This is a genomic window from Elusimicrobiota bacterium (assembly GCA_016182905.1).
Classification (GTDB): domain Bacteria; phylum Elusimicrobiota; class Elusimicrobia; order UBA1565; family UBA9628; genus GWA2-66-18.
This window is the reverse complement of sequence record JACPFR010000031.1, coordinates 43,377-69,158: the sequence shown is the minus strand read 5'-3', so window position 1 is coordinate 69,158 and position 25,782 is coordinate 43,377. Positions and strand designations below refer to the sequence as shown.

26 protein-coding genes and 2 pseudogenes are annotated in these 25,782 nt (G+C 69.5%); 10 read left to right on the top strand and 18 right to left on the bottom strand.

Annotation, left to right across the window (positions count from 1 at the left end; translation table 11 throughout):
* Positions 1-68 precede the first annotated feature (68 nt).
* The gene (locus tag HYV14_11485) at positions 69-1,130 is read left to right on the top strand and encodes a PQQ-dependent sugar dehydrogenase (protein ID MBI2386623.1); all 1,062 of its coding nucleotides are present in this window, start codon (positions 69-71) and stop codon (positions 1,128-1,130) included.
* 9 nt (positions 1,131-1,139) lie between these two features.
* Here HYV14_11485 and HYV14_11480 read toward each other — a convergent pair whose 3' ends face one another.
* A complete protein-coding gene (locus HYV14_11480) occupies positions 1,140-1,880 on the bottom strand; it encodes a hypothetical protein (GenBank protein MBI2386622.1) in 741 nt (246 codons plus the stop codon).
* 131 nt (positions 1,881-2,011) lie between these two features.
* Here HYV14_11480 and HYV14_11475 point away from each other — a divergent pair, with 131 nt between their 5' ends.
* Positions 2,012-2,716 carry a hypothetical protein gene (locus HYV14_11475; protein MBI2386621.1) on the top strand — a complete coding sequence of 235 codons (705 nt, stop codon included), beginning with the start codon at positions 2,012-2,014 and terminating at the stop codon, positions 2,714-2,716.
* 3 nt (positions 2,717-2,719) lie between these two features.
* On the opposite strand, the gene pap is transcribed toward HYV14_11475, so the two are convergent.
* From pap to HYV14_11430, 9 genes are read right to left on the bottom strand one after another with little or no spacing between them, the layout of a single operon-like run.
* Positions 2,720-4,186, bottom strand: coding sequence for a polyphosphate:AMP phosphotransferase (gene pap / locus HYV14_11470; GenBank protein MBI2386620.1), 1,467 nt, complete (start codon positions 4,184-4,186; stop codon positions 2,720-2,722).
* Positions 4,187-4,217: 31 nt separating this feature from the next.
* Positions 4,218-4,679: a response regulator gene (locus tag HYV14_11465; GenBank protein ID MBI2386619.1), complete on the bottom strand. Its 462-nt coding sequence runs from the start codon at positions 4,677-4,679 to the stop codon at positions 4,218-4,220.
* Positions 4,680-4,696: 17 nt separating this feature from the next.
* Complete coding sequence (locus HYV14_11460) at positions 4,697-6,205, bottom strand: response regulator (GenBank protein ID MBI2386618.1); 1,509 nt, start codon at positions 6,203-6,205, stop codon at positions 4,697-4,699.
* Positions 6,202-6,768 carry a chemotaxis protein CheC gene (locus HYV14_11455; protein MBI2386617.1) on the bottom strand — a complete coding sequence of 189 codons (567 nt, stop codon included), beginning with the start codon at positions 6,766-6,768 and terminating at the stop codon, positions 6,202-6,204. Before HYV14_11455 ends, HYV14_11460 begins: the two co-directional genes overlap by 4 nt.
* A complete protein-coding gene (locus tag HYV14_11450; GenBank protein ID MBI2386616.1) occupies positions 6,765-8,348 on the bottom strand; it encodes a chemotaxis protein CheW in 1,584 nt (527 codons plus the stop codon). The genes HYV14_11455 and HYV14_11450 overlap by 4 nt, the downstream gene beginning before the upstream one ends.
* Positions 8,345-8,719: a response regulator gene (locus tag HYV14_11445; protein ID MBI2386615.1), complete on the bottom strand. Its 375-nt coding sequence runs from the start codon at positions 8,717-8,719 to the stop codon at positions 8,345-8,347. Before HYV14_11445 ends, HYV14_11450 begins: the two co-directional genes overlap by 4 nt.
* Positions 8,716-9,207 carry a chemotaxis protein CheW gene (locus tag HYV14_11440; GenBank protein MBI2386614.1) on the bottom strand — a complete coding sequence of 164 codons (492 nt, stop codon included), beginning with the start codon at positions 9,205-9,207 and terminating at the stop codon, positions 8,716-8,718. Before HYV14_11440 ends, HYV14_11445 begins: the two co-directional genes overlap by 4 nt.
* Positions 9,204-11,477, bottom strand: a complete 2,274-nt coding sequence (locus HYV14_11435) for a HAMP domain-containing protein (protein ID MBI2386613.1) — start codon at positions 11,475-11,477, stop codon at positions 9,204-9,206. Before HYV14_11435 ends, HYV14_11440 begins: the two co-directional genes overlap by 4 nt.
* On the bottom strand, positions 11,444-12,370 hold the full coding sequence (locus HYV14_11430; GenBank protein ID MBI2386612.1) for a HAMP domain-containing protein: 927 nt from the start codon (positions 12,368-12,370) through the stop codon (positions 11,444-11,446). Before HYV14_11430 ends, HYV14_11435 begins: the two co-directional genes overlap by 34 nt.
* Positions 12,371-12,486: 116 nt before the next feature.
* Between HYV14_11430 and HYV14_11425 the strand changes: the two genes are divergently transcribed.
* The gene (locus HYV14_11425) at positions 12,487-13,458 is read left to right on the top strand and encodes a threonylcarbamoyl-AMP synthase (GenBank protein MBI2386611.1); all 972 of its coding nucleotides are present in this window, start codon (positions 12,487-12,489) and stop codon (positions 13,456-13,458) included.
* Here the strand turns inward: HYV14_11425 and HYV14_11420 are convergent.
* Complete coding sequence (locus HYV14_11420) at positions 13,373-14,935, bottom strand: response regulator (protein ID MBI2386610.1); 1,563 nt, start codon at positions 14,933-14,935, stop codon at positions 13,373-13,375. The two genes, HYV14_11425 and HYV14_11420, sit on opposite strands and share 86 nt — an antisense overlap.
* A gap of 95 nt (positions 14,936-15,030) precedes the next feature.
* Here HYV14_11420 and HYV14_11415 point away from each other — a divergent pair, with 95 nt between their 5' ends.
* The 3 genes and pseudogenes from HYV14_11415 to HYV14_11405 all read left to right on the top strand — a co-directional run bounded on the left by HYV14_11415 (position 15,031) and on the right by HYV14_11405 (position 16,481).
* Positions 15,031-15,417, top strand: coding sequence for a response regulator (locus HYV14_11415; protein MBI2386609.1), 387 nt, complete (start codon positions 15,031-15,033; stop codon positions 15,415-15,417).
* 3 nt (positions 15,418-15,420) lie between these two features.
* Positions 15,421-16,130 (top strand): annotated as a pseudogene (locus tag HYV14_11410) (sulfite exporter TauE/SafE family protein).
* A gap of 17 nt (positions 16,131-16,147) precedes the next feature.
* Positions 16,148-16,481 (top strand): annotated as a pseudogene (locus HYV14_11405) (DMT family protein).
* On the opposite strand, the gene arsB reads toward HYV14_11405, so the two are convergent.
* The 6 genes from arsB to HYV14_11375 form a co-directional block, all read right to left on the bottom strand.
* Positions 16,478-17,521 carry an ACR3 family arsenite efflux transporter gene (gene arsB / locus HYV14_11400; GenBank protein MBI2386608.1) on the bottom strand — a complete coding sequence of 348 codons (1,044 nt, stop codon included), beginning with the start codon at positions 17,519-17,521 and terminating at the stop codon, positions 16,478-16,480. The pseudogene HYV14_11405 and the gene arsB sit on opposite strands and share 4 nt — an antisense overlap.
* On the bottom strand, positions 17,518-17,928 hold the full coding sequence (locus HYV14_11395) for an arsenate reductase ArsC (protein MBI2386607.1): 411 nt from the start codon (positions 17,926-17,928) through the stop codon (positions 17,518-17,520). Before HYV14_11395 ends, arsB begins: the two co-directional genes overlap by 4 nt.
* Complete coding sequence (locus tag HYV14_11390; GenBank protein ID MBI2386606.1) at positions 17,925-18,260, bottom strand: metalloregulator ArsR/SmtB family transcription factor; 336 nt, start codon at positions 18,258-18,260, stop codon at positions 17,925-17,927. Before HYV14_11390 ends, HYV14_11395 begins: the two co-directional genes overlap by 4 nt.
* A gap of 41 nt (positions 18,261-18,301) precedes the next feature.
* Complete coding sequence (locus HYV14_11385) at positions 18,302-19,792, bottom strand: MFS transporter (protein ID MBI2386605.1); 1,491 nt, start codon at positions 19,790-19,792, stop codon at positions 18,302-18,304.
* Between the two features lie 347 nt (positions 19,793-20,139).
* Positions 20,140-21,069, bottom strand: coding sequence for a hypothetical protein (locus HYV14_11380; GenBank protein ID MBI2386604.1), 930 nt, complete (start codon positions 21,067-21,069; stop codon positions 20,140-20,142).
* Positions 21,066-21,875, bottom strand: a complete 810-nt coding sequence (locus HYV14_11375) for a class I SAM-dependent methyltransferase (protein ID MBI2386603.1) — start codon at positions 21,873-21,875, stop codon at positions 21,066-21,068. Before HYV14_11375 ends, HYV14_11380 begins: the two co-directional genes overlap by 4 nt.
* Before the next feature lie 60 nt (positions 21,876-21,935).
* Between HYV14_11375 and HYV14_11370 the strand changes: the two genes are divergently transcribed.
* Genes HYV14_11370 through HYV14_11360 form a run of 3 tightly spaced genes read left to right on the top strand, consistent with a single transcriptional unit; the run spans position 21,936 to position 23,995 of the window.
* The gene (locus HYV14_11370) at positions 21,936-22,355 is read left to right on the top strand and encodes an Rrf2 family transcriptional regulator (GenBank protein MBI2386602.1); all 420 of its coding nucleotides are present in this window, start codon (positions 21,936-21,938) and stop codon (positions 22,353-22,355) included.
* 40 nt (positions 22,356-22,395) lie between these two features.
* On the top strand, positions 22,396-23,055 hold the full coding sequence (locus tag HYV14_11365) for an NAD(P)H-dependent oxidoreductase (protein ID MBI2386601.1): 660 nt from the start codon (positions 22,396-22,398) through the stop codon (positions 23,053-23,055).
* 1 nt (position 23,056) lies between these two features.
* On the top strand, positions 23,057-23,995 hold the full coding sequence (locus HYV14_11360) for an NADPH:quinone reductase (GenBank protein MBI2386600.1): 939 nt from the start codon (positions 23,057-23,059) through the stop codon (positions 23,993-23,995).
* On the opposite strand, the gene HYV14_11355 is transcribed toward HYV14_11360, so the two are convergent.
* On the bottom strand, positions 23,891-25,042 hold the full coding sequence (locus HYV14_11355; protein MBI2386599.1) for a sterol desaturase family protein: 1,152 nt from the start codon (positions 25,040-25,042) through the stop codon (positions 23,891-23,893). The genes HYV14_11360 and HYV14_11355 overlap by 105 nt on opposite strands.
* A 41-nt stretch (positions 25,043-25,083) precedes the next feature.
* On the opposite strand from HYV14_11355, the gene HYV14_11350 reads away from it, so the two are divergent.
* Positions 25,084-25,680, top strand: coding sequence for a Crp/Fnr family transcriptional regulator (locus tag HYV14_11350; GenBank protein MBI2386598.1), 597 nt, complete (start codon positions 25,084-25,086; stop codon positions 25,678-25,680).
* The last annotated feature ends 102 nt before the right edge of the window (positions 25,681-25,782 follow it).

Genomic DNA, 25,782 nt, shown 5'->3' with positions numbered 1-25,782 from the left:
GGCGCCATCGCGACCTTCATGACGGCGAACATCGCCGGCATCCTGATCCCCTAAGCGCCGCCCTCCCCATGCTCCTGCTCGCGCCGCTTCTCGCCGTCTCGCTGGCCTCCGCCGCGCCGCGCCCGGCCTTCAAGGTCGAGATCCTCGCGCGGCGCGCCGACGTCGTCTGGGGCTTCGACTTCCTGCCCGATGGGCGGATCATCCTGACCGAGCGCAAAGGCCGCCTCGGCGTCTACGACCCCAAGACCAAGGAGGTCTCCGCCGTCGCGGGCGCCCCGGCCGTCTGGGGCCGGGGCCAGGGCGGCCTGCTCGACGTGCGCGTCCACCCCGACTTCGCCAAGAACCATTGGATCTACCTGACCTGGTCTCAGCCCGTCGAGGGCGGCGCCGCGACCGCGCTCGGGCGGGGACGGCTCGAAGGCGGCAAGCTCGAGGGCTTCGAGCGGCTCTTCCTGTCCAACGCCGGCGGAGGGACCGGGGAGCATTTCGGCTCCCGCATCGAGTTCGACGGGCCCCGCCTCTACGTCAGCCTCGGCGAGCGCGGACACCGGGACCTGGCGCAGGACCTCCGTCGGCACAACGGGAAGATCGTGCGCCTCGCGCACGACGGCAAGCCGGACGGCGCCAACCTGCCCGGCGCGCTGCCGGATGTCTGGAGCTGGGGCCACCGCAACCCGCAGGGCCTCGCCGTGCGTCCCGGGACCAAGCAGCTCTGGTCGTCCGAGATGGGGCCGCGCGGCGGCGACGAGCTCAACCTCGTCAAGCGCGGCGTCAATTACGGCTGGCCCGTGATCACCTACGGCCGGGAATACCACGGCCCGAGGATCGGGCCCGCCGCCAAGGAGGGCATGGCGCAGCCGGCCGCCTACTGGGTCCCCTCCATCTCCCCCTCGGCGATGGCGTTCTACGACGGGACGGCCTTCCCGGAGTGGAAAGGCTCCGTCTTCCTCGCCTGCCTGAGCGGCGAGCGGCTGCGCCGCGTCGCTCTCGAAGGGGACGCGGCCGGAGAGCAGGAGGACGTCCTCGCGGACCGGGGCTGGCGCTTCCGGAACGTGCGCCAGGGGCCCGACGGCCTGCTCTACTTCAGCACCGACGAAGGGCTGCTCGGGCGCCTCGCGCCGGTCCGCTGAGGCCGAGCTTCAACCCAGGCCCCGACCGCCGCGGGCGACCTTGCGCGGCATGTGGGAAACCTTCTCACGGGTGGGCTCGACCCCGAAGTCGTCCATGAAGAACACGGCGTTGTCGCCTCGAATGCCGACGCGACCGAAGCCGCGTATGGGAGCTCCGCCTTGGCGGCCGTCGTCGAGGGCGGAGAGCAGGAGCCGGTCGCCGGCGAAAAGCTTGATGGACACGGCGCCGGCGGGAGTGTCGGCGACGATGATACTGAAGCGCTGCCATTTCTTGTAGGGGACCCGGTACGCGACGCGCTTCGTCAGCTCGAAGTAGCTGCCGCCGTTGGAGGGGCCGCCCGGCACCTTCTTCTTGATGACGACGCAATTGTCGCGGCGGTTAAGCGTGGCAACGTAAAGGTGATGCTGGCTCTGGTAGCGCAGGAAGACATGAACGCCGTCCCAGCTCTCGGCGGGGGTCTGGCGCCCGCTTCCGAGGCCCAGGCTGCAGAGCCTGAGATGAAGCTTGAAGTCGCCGAAGTCGCCCCGTCGGGTCACGGCGCGAAAGACTCCGGAGTCGCTCCAGGCCATCTCCAGGCCTTGGCGCAGCTGCCCGCTGGTGACGGTCCAGCGGAGGTTCAAATCGCCGACGGAGAAATCATCAAAAAATGGCCCGGAGGTATCGGCCACTGGGGCCACCATGGCGCAGGCTGAAAGAAGGGCGGCGGTGATGACGGCGAACGAGCGATATCGATCAAGGACCGCATGCATGTCCGGGATTCTACCCGGAAGAGCGCTCCGGAGCCGATAGAGGAAAGCTAACGTCCGAGTGACGTGCTTGTTGCCTCCCGATCCTCCGCCTCTGCCCTTGATTATTTCCGCGGCCGGGGTACAATAAGCCGATGATCCTTTCCGCCGTGACGGCGCTGGCGCTTTTCACCTTACCGGCCCGCGCCGCGGAGGCGCCTCTGCTCGAGGTCTTGAGCCGCCGGATCATCGCGCCGGCCTCCTTCATCCCCGTCTCGAGCGCGCGAGGCGGGGTGCCGCTGGCGCTCGTCGTCGAGGCGGGCTCGGGCTGGGAAGGCCCGGGTCTTCTCGAGAGCGTGCTCGGCAAGGCTTCCGCGATCTTCGGTCAATGCGGCCTGGCCCTCGGCGCCGTCGAGGTCGCGACCGTGCGCTGGACGCCGGAGGCCCTGCGTCGGCTCAACGTCCAGAACCCCTACGCGGGGCCCGCGCAGATGGCCGTGATGACCGAGCCCCTGCTGCCCGCGGGCCGTCCGGCCGGGTTCCTGTTCGCGAAGAGCGTGCCCTCGACCGCCTCCGCTTACAACCTCCGCTCCGTGGAGACCCTCAGCCGGGCGCATCCGGCGGCGAAGCGTCTTCTCAACACCTTCTGGATCACGATCGACCAGCAGACGCGCGCCCGGCCGGCCGACGTCGCGGAGAGCTACAGCGTCTTCGCGCACGAGCTGACGCATCTCTTCGGCAACCTTCCGCACACGGCCGCGAGCCCCAACCTCATGACCGACGCCTCGACGCCGGGCGCCAAGTCCGGCGACCTGCTCGAGGAGCAGTGCGTCGAAGTCCGCCTCCTGCACGGGCTCTAAGCGTCAGTCCAGCTCTTCCTCGAGGCGGTCGGCGACCGCCTTCATCACCCGCAGGCGCGCCCAGCGCTTGTCCTCGGCCTCGATCAGGGTCCAGGGCGCGTCCGGCGCGCTCGTCTTCTCGATCATCTCCACGGCGGCGGCCTGGTAGGCGTCCCACTTGGCGCGGTTGCGCCAGTCGTCCTCGGTGATCTTGTACTGCTTGAACGGCGTCTTCACGCGGTCCTGGAACCTGCGGAGCTGCTCCTCCGAGGAGATCTGCAGCCAGAACTTGCAGACGATGACGCCGGACTCGGCGAGCTCCTCCTCGAAGGCGGCGATCTCGGCGTAGGCGCGCTTCCAGTCGTCCCGCGCGCAGAAGCCCTCGACGCGCTCGACGAGGACGCGCCCGTACCAGGTGCGGTCGTAGATCGTCGCGCGGCCCAGGCGCGGCAGGTTGCGCCAGAAGCGCCACAGGTACGGGTGGGCCCGCTCCTCGTCGGTCGGCGCGGCGACGGCCATGACGCGGGCGTTGCGCACGTCGATGGCGCCCAGCAGCCGGCGGATCGCGCCGCCCTTGCCCGCGGCGTCCACGCCCTCGAACGCGCAGATCAGCGAGCGGCCCTCCTTGCGCAGGCGCCGGGACAGGAGCGCCACGCGCGTCTGCTGCTTCTCGAACTTCTTGCCGTCGTCGTCGAGCTTCCTCGTCAGGTCGAGGCGGCTGAGCACGGAGACCTTGGGCGGCTTCGAGCGGTCGGGAGCGCGCGCGGGGGCGGCCTTCGCGGCCTTCGCGAGGGCGGCCTCGATGGCGTCCGCGACGGCCGCGCCCGCGGCCAGGTCGCGGTAGCGCCGGTCGGTCGCCTCGATGACGGTCCACGGCGCCTCGGCGACGCTGGTCTTGGTCAGCGCCCGCTCGCAGACCTCGCGGAAGCGGTCGTACTTCTTGGAGAACTCCCAATCCTGCTTCGTCACGCGCCAGGCGGTGTCGCGGTCGGACTCCAGCTCCTCGAAGCGGCGCCGCTGCTCCTTCTTCGACAGGTGGAGCCACAGCTTGACCAGCACCGTGTTCTCGCGCACGAGCATGGCCTCGAAGGCCATCGCGCGGTCGAGCGCCTGGTCGAAGCCGCCCGAGCCGATCTCCTTGAAGGCGCGGCGCACGACGGGGCGGGTGTACCAGGAGCCGACCAGGATCGCGCCGTGGCCCGCCGGAGGCAAGGTGCTCCAGAAGCGCCAGTATTCGGGCCGCTCCTCCTCCTCGTCCGAGGGAGCGCCGTAGGCCTCGACCCGCAGTCCGCGCGGGTCCATCCAGTCGAGGAAGCGCCGAGCCACCTCGGTCTTGCCCCCGCCCTCGACCCCGCCGACCAGCACGACGAGGCGCAGGCTCGTGCCGGCCAAGGCGTGCTGGGCCTTGAGGATGCGCGACCGCAGGCCCGCGACGCGCCTCGCGTACTCCTTCTTGTCCACGGACCGGCCTATCTCGGCGCTCTCGAACATGGGCGCAGTATAGCCCTGCCGGCGGGACGCGTCAACGCCCGCCCGGCGGGCCGGAGTCGCCGCCCGGGGCCGGGAGCGGCTCCATGTTCGGGATCTCGGCGACCTTCAGCCAGTAGGTCTTGACCGCCTGCGCGAGCGCCGCATAGCCTTCGAGGCCCGAGGGTTTCTTGATGAACGTGTTGCATCCGAGGTCGTAGGCGCGCGCGACGTCCTCCTCGGCGTTGGAGGACGTCAGCACGGCGACCGGGATGCGCCGAAGGCGCGCGTCCGACTTGATCTCGCGCAGCGCCTCCCAGCCGCTTTTCTTCGGCATCCGCAGGTCGAGCAAGAGCAGGATGGGCGGCAGCCGCGGAGCGCCCGCGTGGCGGCCCCGCCGCAGCAGGAAATCCATGAGCGCCTCGCCGTCCTCGGCGCGGTGGAGAGGGTTGTCGAGACCGGCCTCGCGGAACGCGCTGGCGACGAGGAAATAATCGTCCTCGTCGTCCTCGGCCAGGACGATCGTCGCGGCGCTCATTTCGCGGGCCCCCCGATCGGCAAGGTCACGGTGAACGCCGAGCCCTTCCCGGGCTCGCTGCGCGCCGAGACGGAGCCCCCGTGCCGCGCGACGATCCGGGCGCAGATCGCCAGCCCCATCCCGGTGCCCTCGTACGTCCCCCGGCCGTGCAGACGCTGGAAGGGCTCGAATATCCGCTCCGCGTATTTCTGCTCGAACCCGATCCCCTTGTCCGCCACGTCGATCTCGACCGTCGTCGCTCCGAGGAAGCGGCAGCGGACCGAGGCGAACGGCGCCTCCTCCTTCTTGCGGTACTTGAGGGCGTTGGAGAGCAGGTTCTGGAAAAGCTGGTGCATCTGGAGCCTGTCGGCCCAGATCGTCGGCAGAGGCTCGACCTCGAGGCGGCCGCCGGCCGAGGCGAAGAGCGGAGCCAAGTCCGCGGCGATCTCGCCGACGACGGAGCCGAGATCGACGCGCTCCACGGGACGGCCCTGCGTCGAGACGCGCGTGAGCTCCCGCAGGCTGTCGATGAGCTCCCCTTGGCGTCCGGCCGCGTTCCGCATCTTGTCGAGCAGGCCGCGTCCCTCCTCGCCCAAGACATCGCCGCAGCAGCGCTCGAGCAGATCGCCCCAACCCACGATCTTGCGCAGCGGCTCGCGCAGCTCGTGCGTGGCGGCCGAGGCGAAGAGCGCCAGCTCGCTGTTGGCCTTGCGCAGCATCGAGGTGCGCTCCTCGACCCGGAACTCGAGCTCCCGGCGCGCCCTCCACAAGGATTCCTCGAGGCGCTTGCGCTCGATGGCGTAGCGGATGGCGCGGGACAGGGCGCGCGCGTCCATCTGTCCTTTGACGAGGTAGTCCTGGGCTCCCGCGCGCAAAGCCGACGTCGCCAGGGCGTCGTCGGCGGCGACGGTCAAGATGACGACCGGGACCGCGGGCGCCCGCGCGGAAAGCTCCATGAAGGTCTCCAGACCCTGGCTGTCGGGCAGGCTCAAGTCGAGCAGCACGATGTCGACGCCGCCGCGGACGACGCGGTCGAGGCCCTCCGCGAGGGTCCCCTTGAGCTCCACCGCGTAGGCGTCGCCCGCGCATTCGGCCAGCTCCTTCCGGATGGCCAGGGCCTGCAGGCCGCTGTCCTCGACGAGGAGCACCTTGACCGCCGCCGCTTCGACGACGGCCGCGGCGAGCGGGGCCGCGGCTTTGCGCAGCTTCTCGACCAAGAGACGGGAGCACGACGCCGCGCGTCCCTCCAGGATGGCGGAGCACTCCTCGACCGCCTCCGCGACCGCCGCGGCCTGCTCCGCGGAGAGCGCCCCTGTTTTTTTGGCGAGCCTCAGGCATTCCGTCAGCGGCCCGACGAGGGGCTCCAGCTCGGGGTAGCCCGCGAGCTTGACGTTCCCGTTCAGTATGTGGGCGCAGCGGAAGAGCTCCGGCAGCGACCGCTCGCTCCCGGCGGCCAGCTCGCGGCGCATGGCGCCGAGGATCTGCCGGCCTTCCTCCAGGAATACGTCTTGAAGCTCCGTTTTCATCTGACCTCGATCAGATGCTCCACTTTAAGGCACACCAGGAGGAAGCCCATCGTGACGAACTCGGGGAGGTCCAGCTCGACGTCGATGAGCAGCGCCTCGCGCGAATCGAGAGCTCCCCGCAGGATGACCTGCTCGAGCATCGACCCGCACAGGCCCCGCGTGATGTTCGGAAGCCCGGGAAGGATCTTGGCCCCGAGCTGGTTCGAGAGCGCGGTGACGTAGTTGCCGCAGATGATGTTCGCCAGCTCCTTGAGCGCGGATTCCTCCAGCTCCGTCATTTGAAGGGAGCCGCCGGGAGGCCGGCCCACGAGCATCGCCGCGACGGCGCGGGCCCTCGGCTCGGTGAAGCACAGCAGCGCCGCGCCCTGGATGCCGCCGATGATCGACATGTAGATCCCCACCGCGAGCTCCTCGCGGTCGAGCTTGGGACGGTCCTGGGGCAGCCGGACCACCCTCGCGTTCAGCATCTTCACGACCACCGGCCGGCGCGTCAGCTTGGCCAGCGCGCGCGAGGCGGCTCCGGCGGCCGGGGCGTTGATCGCGAGGAATCTCTCGAGCTTCATGCCGGCACCCGCGCGAACGCCTCTTGGATCAGCGACGCCACGTCCAGCACGAGGATCGCCTCGCCGGTCCCGCTGATCGTCGAGCCCGAGAACCGGCTGCCGCCGCGCAGGGCGCGGCCGAGGGGCTTGAGGACGATGTCCTGCGTGGCCACCAGGGCGTCGACGGCGAGCCCGAGCCTCCGCCGTCCGCTGCCGACGACCACGACCGGGAATCTCGCCTGCCCGGACGGCTGGACGCCGAACAGGGCGCGCATGCGCAGCAGGGGGATGTCCTCGTGGTCGATGACCGCGGTCTCGCGGCCCATCATGCCCTTGACCTGGGCCGTCGCGACGGGGACGATCTTCTCGACCCCGGCCAGCGGCACGACGTAATTCCTGCCGCCGACCTCCACGAACAGCCCTTTGACGATCGCGAGCGCCAGGGGTATCTCCAGGCGGAACGCGGCCCCCCTGCCGGCGTCCGACCTGACGGTGAGCGTCCCGCCGAGGGACTCGACCTTCCTTCTGACGATGTCGAGACCCAAGCCTCGTCCCGAGATGAGCGTCGCGCGCGGCTTCGTCGAAAGGCCGCCGGCCACCGCGCGCAGCAGCTCTTCCCGCGACGCGCTCGCCGGCAGCAGGCCGCGGGCCGCCGCGGCCCCCGCGATCGCCTCGAAATCGAGCCCCGCGCCGTCGTCCTCCACCACGATCACCGCGGAGTCCCGGGTCCTCGCCGCGGCGACGCGCACGACGCCCCGAGGCGGCTTCGCGGACGCCTTCCGGCGCTCGGGAGACTCGATGCCGTGGTCGACCGCGTTGCGCAGAAGATGGATCAACGCGTCGCCGATCTCCTCGGCCACCCTGCGATCGAGCTCGATGTCGCCGCCCTCGAGCGCGAGCTCCACCTCCTTTCCCTGCCGCCTGGCGATGTCCCGCGCCAGCCTGGGGAAGCGGTCGAAGATGAGGCGGACCGGCACCAGGCGCGCCTGCGTCACCTGGTATTGGATCTCCGTGGCGAGCCGGCCGAACACGTCGACGAGAGGGACGATCTCGGGGGCGCGGATCTTCGACTTCAAGGCGTCGAAGCGCAGCTTCGCGATGACCAGCTCCTCGGCGAGGTTCATCAGCAGGTCGAGCCTGTCCATGCGGACCTGGACGACGTCGATCCGCGGCGAGTAGGCCTCGGGCTCGTCGGCCGGGCCCGCGGACTCGGGCGCGGCCGCGCCGCCGGAGGCGAGCCGCCGCAGCTCCGCGATCGCGGACGCGAGGTCCGGCTCGGGAGCGCCCCGAGCGACGGTCGCGATGGCCGAATCCAGGGCGTCGAAGCAGCGGAACAGGGCGTCGGCGCTCCGCTCGAGGGGGAGCCCTCCCTTGCGCACCGCGTCGAGCGCGTCCTCGAGCGCGTGGCACAGGGCCGCCGTCTGCTCGCGCTCCATCATCGCGGCCATGCTCTTGATGTTGTGGGCGGAGCGGAAGATCTCGTCGACCAGGCCGCGCCGCTGAGGGCTCCTCTCCGCCTCGAGGAGCGCGGCGTTCATCCCGGCCAGGTTGCTCCGGGCCTCGCTGAGGAACGACTCCTTGTAGCCGCTCGGCTCGCTCACGGCGGCGTCATCCCGACGCATTCCTCGACCACGCGCAGGACCTGCTCCGCGTTGAAAGGCTTCGAGATGAAGCCCTTGGCCCCCAGACGGGTGCACTCCGCGACGACGGCCTTCTGCTGGGCCAGCGCGGTGATCATCACGACGGCGGTCGAGGGGGCCAGCGCCATGATCCGCTCGAGGACCCTGATGCCCTCCTCGTCGCCCTCGGGCATGACCACGTCGAGCAGGACCAGGTCGGGCCGGACGCGCGAGAACTCCTCGACGCACTTGCGCCCCGAATCCGCCTCGACGACGGCATACCGGCCGGCGAGGATGTCCTTGATGGCCTTCCTCATGAACAGGGAGTCGTCCGCGACCAGGATGGTCCTCATGGGCGTTCGCCTCCCCCCGTGGCCGCCGGCTCGCTCTCGAGCAGCTTCGCGAGATCGAGCAGGACGATCAGGCGTCCCTCGCGCAGGATGACTCCCGTGACGCAGCTCCGTTCGACCTTCATGGCGATCTCGGGAGGAGGCTTGATCTCGTCCGTGGAGACCCGCAGGACTTCCGCGACCTCGTCGACCACGAGGCCGAACAGGTTCTTGCCCTGCGTCGTGATCACGATGCGCCTCGGCTCCGCGTCGTCCCTCGACGGCAGGCCGAACCACACCCTGAGGTCGACCGCGGCGGCGATCTCGCCGCGCACGTTGATGATCCCCTTGAAGCTCTCGTCGGCTCCGGGCACCGGCGTGATCGGCGCGCTGCGGATGATCTCGCGCACGCTCGCGATCGGTATCGCGAAGTCCTCCTCGCCCAGCTGGAAGACGATCAGCTGGACGAGCTTCCCGTCCACGAACGCGGGGCTCTCGGCGTGCATGTTCACGCCTCCTCGGCCGCTTCCAAGAGCGGCTCGCCGCCGCCGACCTTGAAGCGCCGCAGCGCCGTCCGTAGGTCGGTGGCCAAGGTCGAGAGGTTCTGCGCCGAGACCGACATCTGCTGCATCGCGGCGGTCTGCAGCTGGATGGAGGTCGACATCTCCTCGGCGCCGACCGCGGCCTGCTCCGACGTCCCGGCGATCTCCTCGGTCGTCTTCGACACCTGCTGGGCGGCCGCCGCCTGGTCGGCCGTCGCGGCGGAGATCTCCTGCGCCTTCGAGGTGATCTCCTGCGCGCCGGTGCCGATGAGGTCGAGCGTGCCGAGCGCCTGGTTGATGATCTCGATCGACCCGGTGACCTGCTGGGTGCCGGTCGTCATCCCGCTGACGACGCCGGCGGTCGACTCGACGATGACGCCGACCATCGCCTCGATCTCGGTCGCCGCCCGCTTCGTGCCCTCGGCGAGCTTGCGGATCTCGTCGGCGACGACGGCGAACCCGCGGCCGGCCTCGCCGGCGCGCGCGGCCTCGATGGCGGCGTTGAGCGCGAGCAGATTCGTTTGATCGGCGATGTCCTTGGTCGTGCCGACGATGACGGCGATGTCCTTGGCGCGCTTGTCGAGGCCGCGGACCGTTTCCGTATTGCCCTTGACGATCTCGTCGATGGTCTTGAGGCGGGTGGCCGCCTGCTTGCCCGACTCGCTGCCCCGCTGGGCGAGCTTGCCGGCCTCGCTCGTCACCTCCGCGGCCGAGCGCGCGTTGCCCGCTCCCTGCTGGATCGACTTCGAGAGGCCGGCCAGGTTGCGGGTGCTGTACTCGAGCTTCTTCGACTGGTCCTTGGCGCCGATCGCGATCTGCTGGGTCGTCTTGGCGGCCTGCGACAGGGCTGTGTTGACCTGCTGCGACGACTGCGCGAGCTGGCTCGAGCCGCTGGCGACCTTGTTGGAGCTGTCGCGCGCCAGGCGGATCAGGGCGCCGAGGTCGTCGAAGGACTTGTTCAGCGCGTCGGACAAGGTGCGGAAGTCTCCGCGCGTCTCGATCGAGACTCGCTGCGACAGGTCGCCCTTGGACAAGGCCACCGCCAGGCGGCGCACCTCCTGCACGGGCGTGGCGATCGAGTCGATCAGCGCGTTGAGCGTGTCGACGATGCCCTTCCAGCTGCCGGCCACGCCCTCGACCTTGGCGCGCTCGGTGAGCTTGCCTTCGGTCCCCGCGACCTGCGCCACGCGCGAGACCTCGCTCGCCAGTCGATTGAGGTCGTCGACCATCTTGTTGATCGTGTTCTTGAGCTCGAGCACCTCGCCCTTCACATCCATGGTGATCTTCTGCGTCAAGTCGCCCTTGGCGACCGCCGTCGTCACCGTGGCGATGCTGCGGACCTGGGTGGTTAGGTTGTTGGCCATCGCGTTGACGTTGTCGGTCAGCTCCTTCCAGGTCCCGGCCACGCCGGGGACCTGCGCCTGGCCGCCGAGCTTCCCCTCGGTGCCGACCTCCTTGGCCACGCGCGTGACCTCGGCCGCGAAGGTGTTGAGGTTGGCGACCATCTTGTTGATCGTGTCCTTGAGCTGGAGGACCTCGCCCTTGACGTCGACCGTGATCTTCTGGGCCAGGTCCCCGTTGGCCACCGCGGTGGTGACCTGGGCGATGTTGCGCACCTGGGTGGTGAGGTTGTTGGCGAGCGCGTTCACGCTGTCGGTGAGGCCCTTCCAGACCCCGGCGACCCCGGGCACCTGCGCCTGGCCTCCGAGTTGGCCCTCGGTGCCGACCTTGGCCACGCGCGTGACCTCGGCCGCGAAGGTGTTGAGGTTGTCGACCATCTTGTTGATCGTGTTCTTGAGCTCGAGCACCTCGCCCTTCACGTCGACCGTGATCTTCTGGGCCAGGTCGCCGTTGGCGACCGCCGTCGTGACCTGGGCGATGTTGCGCACCTGGGTGGTGAGGTTGTTGGCCATGGCGTTGACGCTGTCGGTCAGGCCCTTCCAGGCGCCGGCCACGCCGGGGACCTGCGCCTGGCCGCCGAGCCGGCCCTCGGTGCCGACCTCCTTGGCCACGCGCGTGACCTCGGCCGCGAAGGTGTTGAGGTTGTCGACCATCTTGTTGATCGTGTCCTTGAGCTGGAGCACCTCGCCCTTGACGTCGACCGTGATCTTCTGCGCCAGGTCGCCGTTGGCAACGGCGGTCGTTACTTGAGCGATGCTGCGAACCTGGCTCGTGAGGTTGTTGGCCATCGCGTTCACGCTGTCGGTCAGCCCCTTCCAGACGCCGCCGACCCCGGGCACCTGCGCCTGGCCGCCGAGCTTGCCCTCGGTGCCGACCTCCCTGGCCCCTTGGCCACGCGCGTGACCTCGGCCGCGAAGGTGTTGAGGTTGTCGACCATCTTGTTGATCGTGTTCTTGAGCTCGAGGACCTCGCCCTTGACGTCGACCGTGATCTTCTGCGAGAGGTCCCCGTTGGCCACCGCGGTGGCCACCTGGGAGATGTTGCGCAGCTGAGACGACATGTTCCCGGCCATCATGTTGACGGTGTCGGTCAGGCCCTTCCAGACGCCGGCCACCTTCGGCACCTGCGCCTGGCCGCCGAGCTTGCCCTCGGTGCCGACCTCCTTGGCCACGCGCGTGACCTCGGCCGCGAAGGTGTTGAGGTTGTCGACCATCTTGTTGATGGTGTTCTTGAGCTCGAGCACCTCGCCCTGGGCGCTCACCGTGATCTCCTGCGCCAAGTCGCCGTTGGCGACCGCCGTCGTCACCGAGGAGATGCTGCGCATCTGGACGGTGATGTTGTTGGCCATCGCGTTGACGTTGTCGGTGATCTCCCGCCACGTGCCGCCGACCCCGGGCACCACGGCCTGCCCTCCCAGCCGGCCCTCCGTGCCGACCTCGCGCGCGACGCGCGTCACCTCGCTGCCGAAGCGGTTCAGGTGCTCGACCATGTCGTTGTAGGAGTCGGCGAGGTCCCCGAAGATGTCCTCGCGCCGGCTCTTCAGGCGTATCGTGAGATTGCCGTTGCGGACCGCGTCCAAGGCCTCCAGGAACTGCCCGAGCTGGCGCTCGGTATCCGCGGCGGCTTGCGGCGGGCGCGGCACGGCGGCCGATCCGGGATCGCCCGGCAGGGCCGCCGCCCCGTGCTTTCTCTGAAGGCCGTGTCCGCGCGCGGTCGCGATTCGATTTCTCATGTCACGCTCCAGGCTGCCATTGTCGGATGATAATACGCCCGCGGATGCAACGCTATATAGTCTCGTCAACAAGATTTTGTCGGAGTTGTAGCCGGCGGCCAAGCTATAATGAGCGCATGAACCGCACCCGCGTCCTGAGGCCGAGCGCGAAGAACCTGGCCGAGGCCGCCGAGGTCCTGCGCGCCGGCGGCCTCGTCGCCTTCCCGACGGAGACGGTGTACGGCCTCGGCGCCCGCGCCTTCGACGCCTCGGCCGCGCGGCGCGTGTACGAGGCCAAGGGCCGCCCCTCGGACAACCCGCTGATCGTGCACGTCGCCGACGAGGCCATGCTCGCGGGCGTCGTGAAGCGGGTCACGCCGCTGGCGCGCAAGCTGATCGACGCGTTCTGGCCCGGACCCCTCACCCTCATCCTGATGAAGTCGGCCCGCGTCCCCGGCGCGGTGACGGCCGGAGGCGGCACCGTCGCCGTGCGCTGCCCCGGGCATCCCGCGGCGCGCGCCCTGATCCGGGCCCTGGGAGAGCCCGTCGCCGCGCCCTCGGCGAACCTCTCGGGGCGGCCGAGCCCCACCACCGCGGCGCACGTGCTGCGCGATCTGCGGGGGCGCGTGCCGCTGATCCTCGACGGGGGCCCCTGCCGCAAAGGCCTCGAATCCGCGATCGTGGACGCGCGGGGAAGCCGCCCGGTCGTGCTGAGGCATGGGACCTTGACCGGGGAGAGCATCGCGCGCGCGGCCGGGGTCCCGCTGAGGGCTCCGGGCGGCGCCGCGCCCGCTTCGCCCGGGACCGCGCACCGCCATTACGCCCCGTCCTGCCGCGTGGTCCTGGTGCCGCCCTCGCTCGTGCGCAAGGGCGGCCTTCCCGCGGCGGCCGAGGGCGCCGGTCTCGTGCACCGGGCCCCTTGGCCGGGCCGCCGGCCGGCGTTCGTCCGGCGCGTGCGCGGCGGAGCGGACGCCTACGCGACCGCGCTGTTCGCGGCCCTTCGCGACGCGGAGGCCGCGGGCGTCAGGACCGTTTACGTCGAGACGGTGCCGGACCGCGGCGTCGGACGCGCCGTGATGGACCGCCTCCGGCGCGCCGCGCGGCGCTGACGCTCTCGGTCAGATCCTGGGCGGTGAAAGGCTTCGGGAGAAAGTAGGAGTCCCCGCCCGCGGCGATCCCGCAATCCTCGCGGCGCCGGCCCGAGGTGAAAAGCACCCGCGCGCCGGGCTGACGCCGGCGCAGGCGCTCGGCCAGCTCCGGTCCGCGCATCCGCGGCATCGCGACGTCGATCAGGAGCAGGTCGAAGAGCCCCTCGTTGGCGCCGTCGATGCGCAGGGCCTCCGCGGGGTCGCTGGCGGACAGGACCTCGTAGCCCTCGCGCTCGAGGCAGCGCACCGAGAAGCGGCGTATGGCCTCGTCGTCGTCCACGACCAGGACCCGGCCGCGCTTCTTGTCCGCGGGAGGGGTCCTTCCCGGGGCCTTGACGGCCGCCAGCGGCCAGTAGACGTGGAACGCCGCGCCTTTCCCGGGAGCGCTCTCGACCTCGATGCCGCCGTCGCAGCGCCGCACGGTCTCTGCGACCGTCGGCAGTCCCAGGCCGCTGCCGCTCTCCTTCGTCGTGAAGAACGGCTCGAAGATCCTGCCCCGGACGTCCTCGGTCATCCCGACGCCGCGGTCGCGGACCGTCAGGCGCGCGCACGGCGCGCGGACCCCGGCGCCGCCCTTCGGCGCGGGAGCGATCTCGACCGTCACCTGCCCGCCGTCCGGCATCGCCTCGCCCGCGTTGACGACGAGGTTGAGCAGCACCTGCTCGACGAGGCCCGGGTCGGCGAGTATCGGGCCGAGCGACTTCGGCAAGTCCAGCTCCAGCCGCACGCGGGGAGGCAGGAGCCGGGCGAGTATGCCGCGCATCCCCGTCACGGTGGCGAGGAGATCCACGGGCCGGGCCATCCCGCCCGGACGCCGGCCGAACGACAGCAGCTGCCGGGTCAGAGCCGCGGCCCGCTCCCCCGCGCGGCGGATCTCCTCGGCGTCGACGCGCGACGGATGGCCTTTCGGCAGATTCTCGAGCAGAAGATCCGCGCAGCCGCGGATCGCGGCGAGGAGGTTGTTGAAATCGTGCGCCACGCCGCCGGCCACATAACCCATCGTCTCGAGCTTCTGGGCCCGCTCCAGGCGCTCCTTGCTCCGCTTGATGTCCTCGGCGGCGTCGACGAGGTTCGTGATGTCCCGGATCACGCCGATGAGGTACATCTTGCCCGAGGGCGAGGTCCAGAGGGTCTTGCGCGTGACCAGCACGTGGGTCTGGCCCTTCGCGTCCGTCAGCATCTCCTCGTTGGAGTTCTCCCGCCCGGTCTCGAAGACGAGCTCGTCCTGGCGGCGGAACACGTCGGCCTGCGCCTTCGGGAAGAATTCGTAGTCCGACCGTCCGATCAGCTGCTCGCGCGGGCGCCCGAGAAGGACGACGAAGGCCTCGTTGAAAAGGACCCAGCGGTGGTCGCGATCCTTGACGAAGATGGGGTCGGCCACCGCGTCGACGAGGCACTGCAGCAGGCCGGAATCGCCGCTCGGCACGGGATTCTCCATGCAAAAAGTGTAGCCCCCCGCACCCCGGGCGCGCAAGCGCGTAACGGTCACACCCCACTTGACGCCGCTCCCGCGCCCTCCTATGCTCTACACAGATGGCCAAGATCCTGGTGGTCGACGACGAGGTCCCGTTGACCGAGGTCCTGCGGGAGTGCCTGCAAGGAGAGGGGCACGACGTCGTCGTCTGCCACGACGCGACGGAGGCCGAGCGCGCCGCGCTCCAGGAGAACCCCGACCTCGCGCTGATCGACTACCTGATGCCGCGCAAGACCGGGGTCCAATTGCTCTCCGACCTGCGCGCCCGCGAGGAGACCCGGCTGCTCCCGGTCCTCCTCATGAGCGGCACCGAGGCGGTTCGCTTCGCGGGGCAGATCCCCCCCGAGCCGCGCGTGCGCTTCCTCCTCAAGCCCCTGGACATGGACGCCCTCGTGACCATGGTGCGGGAGATGCTCGATCCGAACAGCTGGTCCGCGGGCATCTAGGCCCTGCTGACCCTCGCGGTGTTCGCCGTCGCCTTCCTTTATTCGTGGGCCACGCGGGCGCGTCCGGCTACATCGCCGCGACGACCTTGTTCGGCCTCGCGCCCGAGACGGTCAAGCCGACGGCGCTGGCCCTCAACATCCTCGTGGCCGCGATCGCGGCCGGGCAGTTCCGGCGGGCGGGACATTTTTCCTGGAAGCTGTTCTGGCCGCTCGCGCTGACCTCCGTGCCGTTCGCCTTCCTCGGCGGCTGGCTCGACCTGCCCTCGGAGGCCTTCAAGATCGTCGTCGGCCTGGTCCTGCTGTTCTCCGCCGCGCGCTTCCTGCTCGATCCTCCGGCGGAGGCCGGATCGGCTCCTCCGTCCCTGCCGACGTCCCTCGGCGTGGGCGCGGGCCTCGGCCTGCTCTCCGGCCTCACCGGCACGGGCGGCGGCATCTTCCTCACCCCGCTCGGAATCTTCCTGCGCTGGGACGCGACCAAGACGATCGCGGCGGTCTCCGCGGCCTTCATCCTCGTCAATTCCGCGGCGGGCCTGGCCGGGCATCTCAGCCGGGCGAAGGCCTTCCCGGACGCGGCCTGGCCCCTCGCCCTCGCCGCCGTGACCGGCGGCTTCGCGGGCTCCTACCTCGGCAGCACGCGCCTGCCCCACGCGGCGATCAAGCGCCTTCTGACGCTCGTCCTCGCCATCGCCGGCTTCAAGCTCATCCTCGCCTGAAGCGCTATAATCAGGCCATGCCCGTCATCGCCAAGACCGCCGGCCTGCTGGCCCTCTCCAACGTCTTCATGACCTTCGCCTGGTATGCGCACCTGCAAAACCTGAGCGGCTCCAAGTGGTACGTCGCCGCCCTCATCAGCTGGAGTATCGCGCTGTTCGAGTACCTGCTGCAGGTCCCCGCCAACAGCATCGGCCCAGCTCAAGATCCTGCAGGAGGTCATCACCCTGAGCGTGTTCGTCCCGTTCTCGGTGCTGTACATGAAGGACGCCCTGCGCCTCGACTATGTGTGGGCGGCCTTGTGCCTGCTCGGCGCGGTGTACTTCATCTTCCGCGGCGCGATCCCGGCCTAGGCCGCGGCGAGGAAGTACCGCTTCCGGAAGTAAAGCGCGGCGTCCACGAGCAGGATGAGGGCCGGCACCTCGACGAGGGGGCCGATGACGGCGGCGAAGGCCTGGCCGGAGTCGATGCCGAACACGGCGACGGCCACCGCGATGGCCAGCTCGAAGTTGTTGCTGGCCGCGGTGAAGGACAAGGTCGCCGTCTTCGCGTAATCCGCCCCGGCCTTGCGGCTCAGCCAGAAGCTCAGCAGGAACATGACGACGAAGTAGATCAGCAGCGGGACCGCGACGCGCAGCACGTCGAAGGGCAAGGCCACGATGAGCTTGCCCTTGAGGCTGAACATCACGACGATGGTGAAGAGCAGGGACAGCAAGGTGAGCGGGCTCACGCGCGGGATGAAGACGGCCTCATACCACTCCCGGCCCTTCGTCCGCAGAAGCGCCCACCGCGTGGCCATGCCCGCGACGAACGGAATCCCGAGGTAGATCGCCACGCTCTCCGCGATCTGCAGCATGCTCACGCTCACCGCGCTCCCCTCCAGGCCGAGCCTCGGGAGGAGGACGCCGATGAAGAACCAGGCGTAGACGCTGAAGAAGAGGACCTGGAAGACGCTGTTGAAGGCCACCAGCCCCGCCGCGTACTGCGTGTCGCCCTCGGCGAGCTCGTTCCAGACGATGACCATGGCGATGCAGCGCGCCAGGCCGATCATGATCAGGCCGACCATGTACTCGGGATAGCCGCGCAGGAAGGCCACGGCCAGGACGAACATCAGGACCGGGCCGATGACCCAGTTCTGGACGAGCGAGAGGGCCAGGACCTTCTTGTCGCGGAACACCTCGCCGAGTTCCTCGTAGCGCACCTTGGCCAGCGGCGGGTACATCATCAGGATGAGGCCGACGGCGATCGGGATGTTCGTCGTCCCGGACTGGAACCGGTTGACGAAGGCGGGCACGCCCGGGAGGAAGAAGCCGAGGCCCACGCCGAGCGCCATCGCGGCGAAGATCCAGCCGGTCAGGTAGCGGTCGAGAAAGGAAAGCCGCGAGGCGCTCATTTTTCCGCCTTGACCGCCCGGGCGATCAGGTCCTTGACCTTCTCCTCGACGAGGTCGCGGATCTTGCGGAAGTCCTCGGGGGGCATGTGCTTCGGATCGGGGATGGCCCAGTCCTCCTTGCCCTTGGAGGGCACGAACGGGCAGGCGTCGCCGCAGCCCATCGTGATCACCCAATCCCACTTCTGCTTGGGCAGCTCGTCGAGGCCCTTGGAGCGGTGGGAGGACATGTCCACGCCCTTCTCCTCCATCAGCGCCACGGCCGTCTCGTTGACCTTGCCGCTCGGCCTCGAGCCGGAGCTCCAGGCCGCGACCTTGCCCGCGCCGTGGCGCCGGGCGAAGCCCTCGGCCATCTGGGAGCGGCAGGAATTCTCGATGCAGACGAACAGCAGGGTCGGAAGGGGCTTCATGGGCACTTCTCCTTGGCCTTGAGCGTTTTCTTGAGCTTGACTTGGTCCCGCTTGAGGTCGGCGATCTCGGCGAAGCACTCGCCGAGGCAGCCGACGAGGCGGGCGTGGACTCGGCCGGCGGGCTTGGCCAAGGCGTAGTGACGCCACTTCCCCTCGCGCCGGAACACGACCAGGCCCGCGGCGCGCAGGAACGCGAGATGCTGGGACACCTTGGGCTGGGGCTCGCCCAAGACGGCCATGAGGTCGCAGACGCAGACCTCCCGGCCCGACAGCAGGCCGAGAATGCGCAGGCGCGTCGGGTCGGCGAACGCCTTGAAGAGCAAGGTATTCATATTCGTTTATACGAATATGATACCACCCCGGACCGGGCGCGTCAACCTTTCTTGTCTTCGAGCTTCTTGTGCTCGCGGCCCAGGCGCCACGAGGCGTACAGCCAGAGCAGGGCGAGCGGAATGCCGAGCAGGGCCGCGCCCGTCGGGCCGCCCTGCAGCCACGCGACCCCGAGCAGGAGCAGTCCCGCGAGCCCGCGCGCGAAGCGGTAGACGAACATCTCGATGAAGGCTTTCACGCGGTAGATCACGTCGCGGTCGGTCGCCGAGTAGGTGGACTCCTTCGCGGTCTTGAACCAGGTGTAGCGGGTCACGCCGTCGAGGCCGAAGAACACGGCGGCGACCCCGAGCGTGGGGGCCATCGGGTAAAGGGCGAACAGGGCCAGGTTGACCAGGCCGGCGGTCATCAGGCTCCCCCCCGTGCCGATCTTGCGCAAGGTGAGCCCGACGAGAAGGCTGCTCGCGGTGAACGAGGCGAGGCTCGTGTAGAAGTTCACGTTGGCGAACATCTGCGCCATGCCGGCCGGGTCGCCCTTGTAGGCGGCCGCGGCGGCGACGCTGTAGAGGTAGTTCGTGATGTCCGGGACCAGGCGCTCGAGGGCGACGATGACCGTCAGGAAGATCAGGAACGGGGAGCCCATGATCGTCTTGAGGATCCCTTTCGCGGGCGCGGCGGCCCCGGGCTCCTCCTTGGCCGCGGGAGCCGCGCCGCGGCCCTTCGCGCGGCTCTCCATGTAAAGGAAGATCGGCAGCACCGCGGAGAAGATCCCGGCCGCGACCATCAGCATCGGGATCGGGCCCATCGAGCCGACGACGAGCTTCATCAGCAGGGCGCCGGCGATCGAGCCGAGCGGGGCGCCGGCCGCGATCAGGCCGAACACGCGCTTGGACTCGTCGCGCGTGAACACGTCGTTCGCGTAGGTCCAGAACAAGGTCGCCGACATGATGCCGAACACGTCGGTCCACAGGAAGTAGCCGAAGGCGACGGACGGCAGGGCGGTCGCCGAGACGGCGAACGCGCCGGCGACCAAGGTCGCGGCGAGCATGGCCAGCGAGCCGCCGATGAGGAGCTTGCGCGGGGCGCGGGAGAAGCGGCTGTAGGCGAAGACGACGGCGCCGGTGAGGGCGGCGCTGGCCATGTAGACCCAGGGCAAGGTCTCGGGCCCGAACTTCGTCATCAGCAGGGCGCCGCGCGCGGGGCCGATGATCGAATAAGCGGCGATCGTGAGGAAATTCCAGGCGAAGGCGGCGACGACGAGGGGACCGGAGCCGTCAGACATGGCGGCTCTCCAGCGGGCGACGAGAGGGACTTTCTTCGCGGGAACGGACGGCGGCGCGGGAGACAACGGCGGGGACTCCGAATAACGGCCCGGGACGGGCGACTCGTCGGAAGGACGGCGAGGCGTCTCGCCGGAGAAGACCTCGTCCCCGGCCTGCTTCGCGTCCGAGACCGGCTTGTCCGGCACGGAAGCGGCGGTCAGGCGGGAGGCGGCGGCGGCGAGGACGGGGCGGGCGCTGATGACCGGCGTTTTCACGGAAAGAACGGGCGTTATCGCCTGTGGAACGGATAACGCAACGGCAACGGATTGGGGATAGATCGACGGCGCCACCGGGAGCTGACTCAGGGACGGAGTTAACGACGGAGAGAGGGAGCTCGACAACGGAAGGGTGATGCCGGAACTGCCGGAAATAGGAACGGCCGCCGGAACGGAAACCGACCCCGCTGGAGCTATCACGGCTCGCACCTGAGCGAAGGACTCGGCGGGAAGGGATACGGCAATGCACAGCCAAACGGCGATCATCCGGCGCATTCCTCAAAGGGTATCCCAACGACCCGTCCCCTTCCCAGGGCCGTAAGGGCAATCCCATCCTATCGTTGGACCTACCCTTCAAGACGGGATTCCAACACCTTTCGTGTTTCGCCCCAGGAGCGGGTCAAGGCTTCGGACATGGCGCCCGGTTTGCGCACCGCGTCGAGAAGAGGGAACGACGAAGACTTTCCTCTCGACCAATTCCCCTCTTTATCCAAGAGCAAAGTCCCCTCGGTCGCGATCAAGCCCGGCTTCTCGATCTTGATCCTCCCGTCCCGGAACCGCTCGTCGAGCGAGTCCATGATCCAGCCGACCGCGCGCCGCTGGATCCGGCGGCGGCGCAGGCGGGCCCAGTCGGCGATGAAGGCGAGGCCCCGGAGGACGTCGTAGTCGTAGAAGCGCGGGAAGCCGACGTCGAGGAACGACGGGTCCATCAATCGACCGTCCCTCAAGCGGAACGCCAGGCGCCTTTCGATCAAATACTCCGCGCCGCGGTCCACGAAATGCTCCTCGATGGGCGTAAGAGGACGGCCCGCGGCGAGGACCGCCTCGAGGGCGGGCACGGTCGACTGGATCGAGGAGGAGCCCCCCTTCTCGTACGACTTGTCGTCGCAGTTGAGGCCGCCGTCGGGCAGTTGATAGTGGAGGAACCACGCCCGCATCCACGGCGCCCGCGCGTCGAGGTCGAGGCCGCAGGCCGCCAAGGCCTGGTACATGTTGCCCAGGGCGCAGTGGCACAGGCCGTCGCGGTGATAGTCCTTGCCGGGCGGCATGGGCTCTCGCGGGTTGGGGAACCAGCGGACGTACTTGGCCTCGATCGCGGCGAGAATCGCCTCCGCCGCTTCCTTGGGGATCGCGTCGGCGCGGCCGAGCTCCCACAGCAAGGTCATGTGCCACCACGGGGAGTCCCACTTCGGCCAATAGGGGTCGAGGGCGAGGCTGTCCTTCGCTTTCTTCGAAGCCAGGTAGGCCGCCGAGACCGCGATCCAGCTCTCGATCATGTCCGGGGCTTGCGGGCGACGCAGTCGCGGACGCACGGGGCGATGAACAGGCTCTCGGGGCGCCGCGCGGCGGCCCGCCACGCGGCCGCGGTGCGGCGCGCCGCCGCGGGCGTGAAGGGGCGCAGCTTGCCCAGGCGGGGCATCACGCCGAGGAAGTACCACGACGCCCAGGTCCAGACCGCGGAGCCCGGGAAGCCGGTCTTGAGGTTGGGATATGCCTCGGTCGGGACGAGGCCGGCGCGCTTGTACAAGGCCGGCAGGCGCCCGCCGACGCTCGCGTCGCCGCCCTGCGTCTCGAAGAAGACCCGGTCGGCCGCCATCATCGCGTCCCAATCCTTCGGCTTCGGATACAGCGCCATCGTCGCGCGATGGTAATCCTGGATCGCGATGCGCCCGCCGGGCTTGAGCGCGCGCGCCAGCTTGCGCAGGTGCTTCTCCGGCTCGGGCAGGAACAGGAACACCCAGCGCGCGAAGATCAGGTCGTATCTCCCGTCCGGCAGGGGCGCGTCGACGAGGTCGGTCTCCCAGATCGTCCCGGCGCCGCGCCCGTCGCGCGCGCACAGGCGGCGCAGGCGCGCGGCAAAGGGCCGCGAGCGCTCGACGGCGTCGACGGGGCCCTGCACCCGGCGCCTCAGCTCCAGGTGCAGGGAGCCCTGGCCGGGGCCGATCTCCAGGACCTTCCAGCCGGGCTCGACCCCGAGGCGGTCGAACAGCGCGAGCGACGCCGGATCCCAGAGCTTCGCCTGGAACCTCAGGCGCGCGGCTTCGCCGCGGGAGTCGCCGAGCAGATAGCGGTAGCGGGCCATGGGTCAATGATAGCAAAGGCCCTTGACAACTCCCTCATATGTGACTATAATGGTTACAGTATGGCGGCCAACTCCCGATTCGCCGTGGCGGTCCACGCCCTCTCGATGCTCGCGGTCCACAAGGACGAGCGTCAGACCTCGCGCGACATCGCGGGCTCCGTCGCGACGAACCCCGTCGTGATCCGCCGCCTGCTCGCCCAGCTCGCCCGCGCCGGCATCGTGGAGTCGTCCCACGGCGCCAAGGGCGGCTTCCGCCTCGCCCGGCCCGCCGCCCGCGTCTCCCTCCACGACATCTACCGGGCCGTCGAAGAGGGCGCCTTCTTCGTCCAGCACGAGAAGCGCAACGAGAAGTGCCCGCTGGCCTGCCGCATGCAGAAGATCCTCGCGGGCGTGTTCACGCGCGTCGAGTCGAAGGTCCTGCCGGAGCTCAAGCGCACCACCTTGGCCGACATCGTGGGAGAGATCGACCTGCCGGCCTGATTTTTTTTAACCTCGAATGTAACAGGAGAAGATACATATGATGACCGCAACCGCCGAGAAGACCGTCCTGCCGGAGACCCTGCTGAACGCCCTGAACTGGCGCTATGCCGTGAAGAAGTTCGACGCCGCCGGCCGCATCCCGCTCGATAAGTGGGAGGCCCTCGAGGAGTCGCTGCTGCTGTCCCCCTCCTCCTATGGCCTGCAAGCCTGGAAGTTCCTCGTCGTCGAGGACAAGGCTCTGCGCGCCAAGCTCAGGCCCGCCTCCTGGGACCAGAGCCAGATCACCGACGCCGACAAGCTCGTCGTCTTCCTCGTCAAGAAGGACGCGGGCCCCGAGGACGTGCAGCGCTTCGTCGACCGCATCTCCGAGGTGCGCCGCGTGCCCGCCGAAACGCTCGAGGGCTACAAGCAGATGATGCTCCAGTCCATGTCCCTGCCCCCGGAGAAGGTGGAGGCGTGGCTCACCCGCCAGGTGTACATCGCCCTCGGGAACTTCCTGACCTCCGCGGCTCTGCTCGGCGTGGACGCCTGCCCGATGGAGGGCTTCGACAAGGACGAGTACGACAATATCCTGGGCCTGCGCGAGCAAGGCTGGAAGTCCGTCGTCGTCGCGACGGCGGGGGTGCGCGCCTCCGACGATGCCTACGCGAAGAGCAGGAAGGTCCGGTTTCCCAAGGCCGAGATCGTCGCCAAGGTCTGACATGAAGGCCATCCTGGTCCGGGCGTACGGCGGTCCCGAGGTCCTCTCGCTCTCCGAGGTTCCCGCGCCGTCGCCCGGGCCGGGACAGGTCCTGGTCGCGCTCAAGGCGATCGGGGTCAACCCGGTGGACGTCTATCTGCACACCGGCAACTACACGCGCAAGATCGCCTTGCCCTACACGCCCGGGACCGACGCCGCCGGCGTCGTCGAGGCCGCGGGCGCGGGCGCGCCGTTTAAGCCCGGCGACCGGGTCTACGTCTACGGCGCCGTCTCCGGCGTCTACGCGGAGAAGGCCGTCTCCGACGCCGGCCGGACCTATCGCCTGCCGGACGCGCTGACCTTCGAGCAGGGCGCCGCGATCGGCGTTCCCTTCGCGACCGCCCACCGCGCCCTGTTCCACGGCGGCCAGGCCGTCCGCGGCGAGACCGTCCTCATCCACGGCGCCTCCGGCGGCGTGGGCGTCGCCGCCGTCCAGCTCGCCCTCGCGGCCGGGCTCGACGTGATCGGGACGGCGGGCGGGCCGGAAGGCGTCGCTTTCCTGAGATCGCTCGGCGTCAAACGCGCGCTCGACCACCGGGCCCCCGGCTACCTCGAGGGGATCTCGCCGGACCTGATCGTCGAGATGCTGGCCAACGCGAACCTCGCCGAAGACCTGAGGATCGCCGCCTTCCGCGGGCGCATCGTGATCGTCGGCAGCCGGGGCGAGGTCACCCTCGACCCGCGCGCGACGATCACGAAGGACCTCACGGTGCGCGGCATGAGCCTGTTCAACATGAGCGACGCCGAGCGCGCGGCGGTGCACGCCGACCTCGGACGGGGCTTCGCCTCCGGGACGCTAAAGCCGGTGATAGGCCGGAAGTTCGCGCTCGCCGACGCGGCCCAGGCCCACGCCGCGGTCATGGCGCCCGGCGCGCGCGGCAAGATCGTCCTGATCCCCTGAGCGGGCCGCGTCCAGCGCCCGGCCCCAGCGGATCGCGACGGCCCATATCCCCGCGCCGAGGGCGGCCTTGGCCCAAGGCCCCGCCGGGGAGCCCTGGCTCGTCACCAGCCACATCGCGCCGAGCATCAGCGGCAGCTCGAGCAGGAGGCGGTTGCGGACCGCGGCGGACGGCTCCGAGCGGAGCTTCGTCCTCCCGAACACCGGCGGCATCGGCGCGCGCGGGGGCGCGCCCGCCGGCCGCCAGCCGTTGGGCATGACCCACAGCTTGAGCTTGTCCGTCCACGCGGGCGCGTCGAGCGCGTCCCGCCACAGCAGGGCCCAGTACTGCGCGTTGATCGCGACCGGCGACCAGGTGTCCAAAGGACGGAGCACCCCGTAGACGGGCGGCTCGACTTCCTCGGCGTAAGTCCCGAACAGCTTGTCCCAGACGATGAAGGTCCCGCCGAAGTTCTTGTCGAGGTACGCCGAGTTGATGGCGTGATGGACGCGGTGGTGGGTCGGCGTGTTGAGCCAGGACTCGATCCAGCGCGGCAAGCGCTTGATGACGCGCGTGTGCGGGATGAGCTGGATCAGCAGATGGAGGCCGATCAGCGGAAGGACGACCTCGGCCCGCGCGACCAGCGCCAGCGGCCAGTAGAACAGGAACGAGGCCAGGCGCTGGGTCACGCTCGCGCGCAGGCCCACGGTGTAGTTCAGCTCGTCGCTCGAGTGATGCGGCGCGTGGGCGGCCCACAGGACGTTGATCCCGTGCCCGGCGCGGTGGAACCAGTAGAACAGGAAGTCGACGGACAGGTACAGCGCCGCGAAGGACGCGGGCGTCGTTCCCCAGTCGGCCAAGGGCCAGCGCGCGCGCAGGCCGGTGAACAGCTCGAAGGCGAGGGCGGCCACGGCGACGTTGACCACCTGATGGCCGATCGCGGTGCCGAAGTTCGCCATCGCGTCGTCGAACCGGTAATAGCCGTTTTTCTGGTATAAACAGTAGGCGGCCTCCAGGGCGACGACGGCGAGCACGGCGGGGGTCGCGACGACGTAGACGTTCATATCCATCCCGATACGATAACGGCAAAACGATCTCCCGTCGTTAACCTATGTTAATCCGCCACCCGAAGATCTTCGCCGCCGTCCGCCGCCTGGCGCCGGTGCCCCCCGAGCAATGGCTCAAGCTCGAGGCGCACCTGCGGCCCCGGCGCATCGGCAAGGGCGGGCGCTTCCTCGAGCCGGGCCAGCCGTCGAGCGAGGCCGCCATCGTCGTCTCCGGCCTCTTCCGCTTCTACTACACCGACGCGGACGGGCGCGAGGCGACGAAGGCCTTCCGCGGCCCCGGCGAGATGGTGGCGGCCTACGCCGAGCTGCTCGACGCGCGCCCCTCGCGCACGACGATCGAGGCCCTCGAGGACTCGGAGCTGCTCGTCGTCCGCTACGACCGCTTCACCGCGCTGTACAAGGCTCACGCCTGCTGGCAGGAACTCGGCCGCGTGATCGCCGAGGACCATTACCGCCAGCGCGAGCGCCGCGAGCAGGAGCTGCTGCTCGATTCGGCGACCAAACGCTACCGGACCTTCCTGCGGGAGAAGCCGGAGCTCGCGGCGAAGCTGCCCCAGAAGCTCATCGCGTCTTACCTCGGCATCACGCCGGTGGCGCTGAGCCGGATCGCCGCCGCCGGGCGGCGCCGGAGGGGCTCTTGAATCGGCCATCCCCACTATTCACAGACGACTCGCTGAAAACTGTTGTCAACAACAGTTTTCGGACGGCCTGTGAATAGCGGTGAGGGGCGGCCGCAATATCGG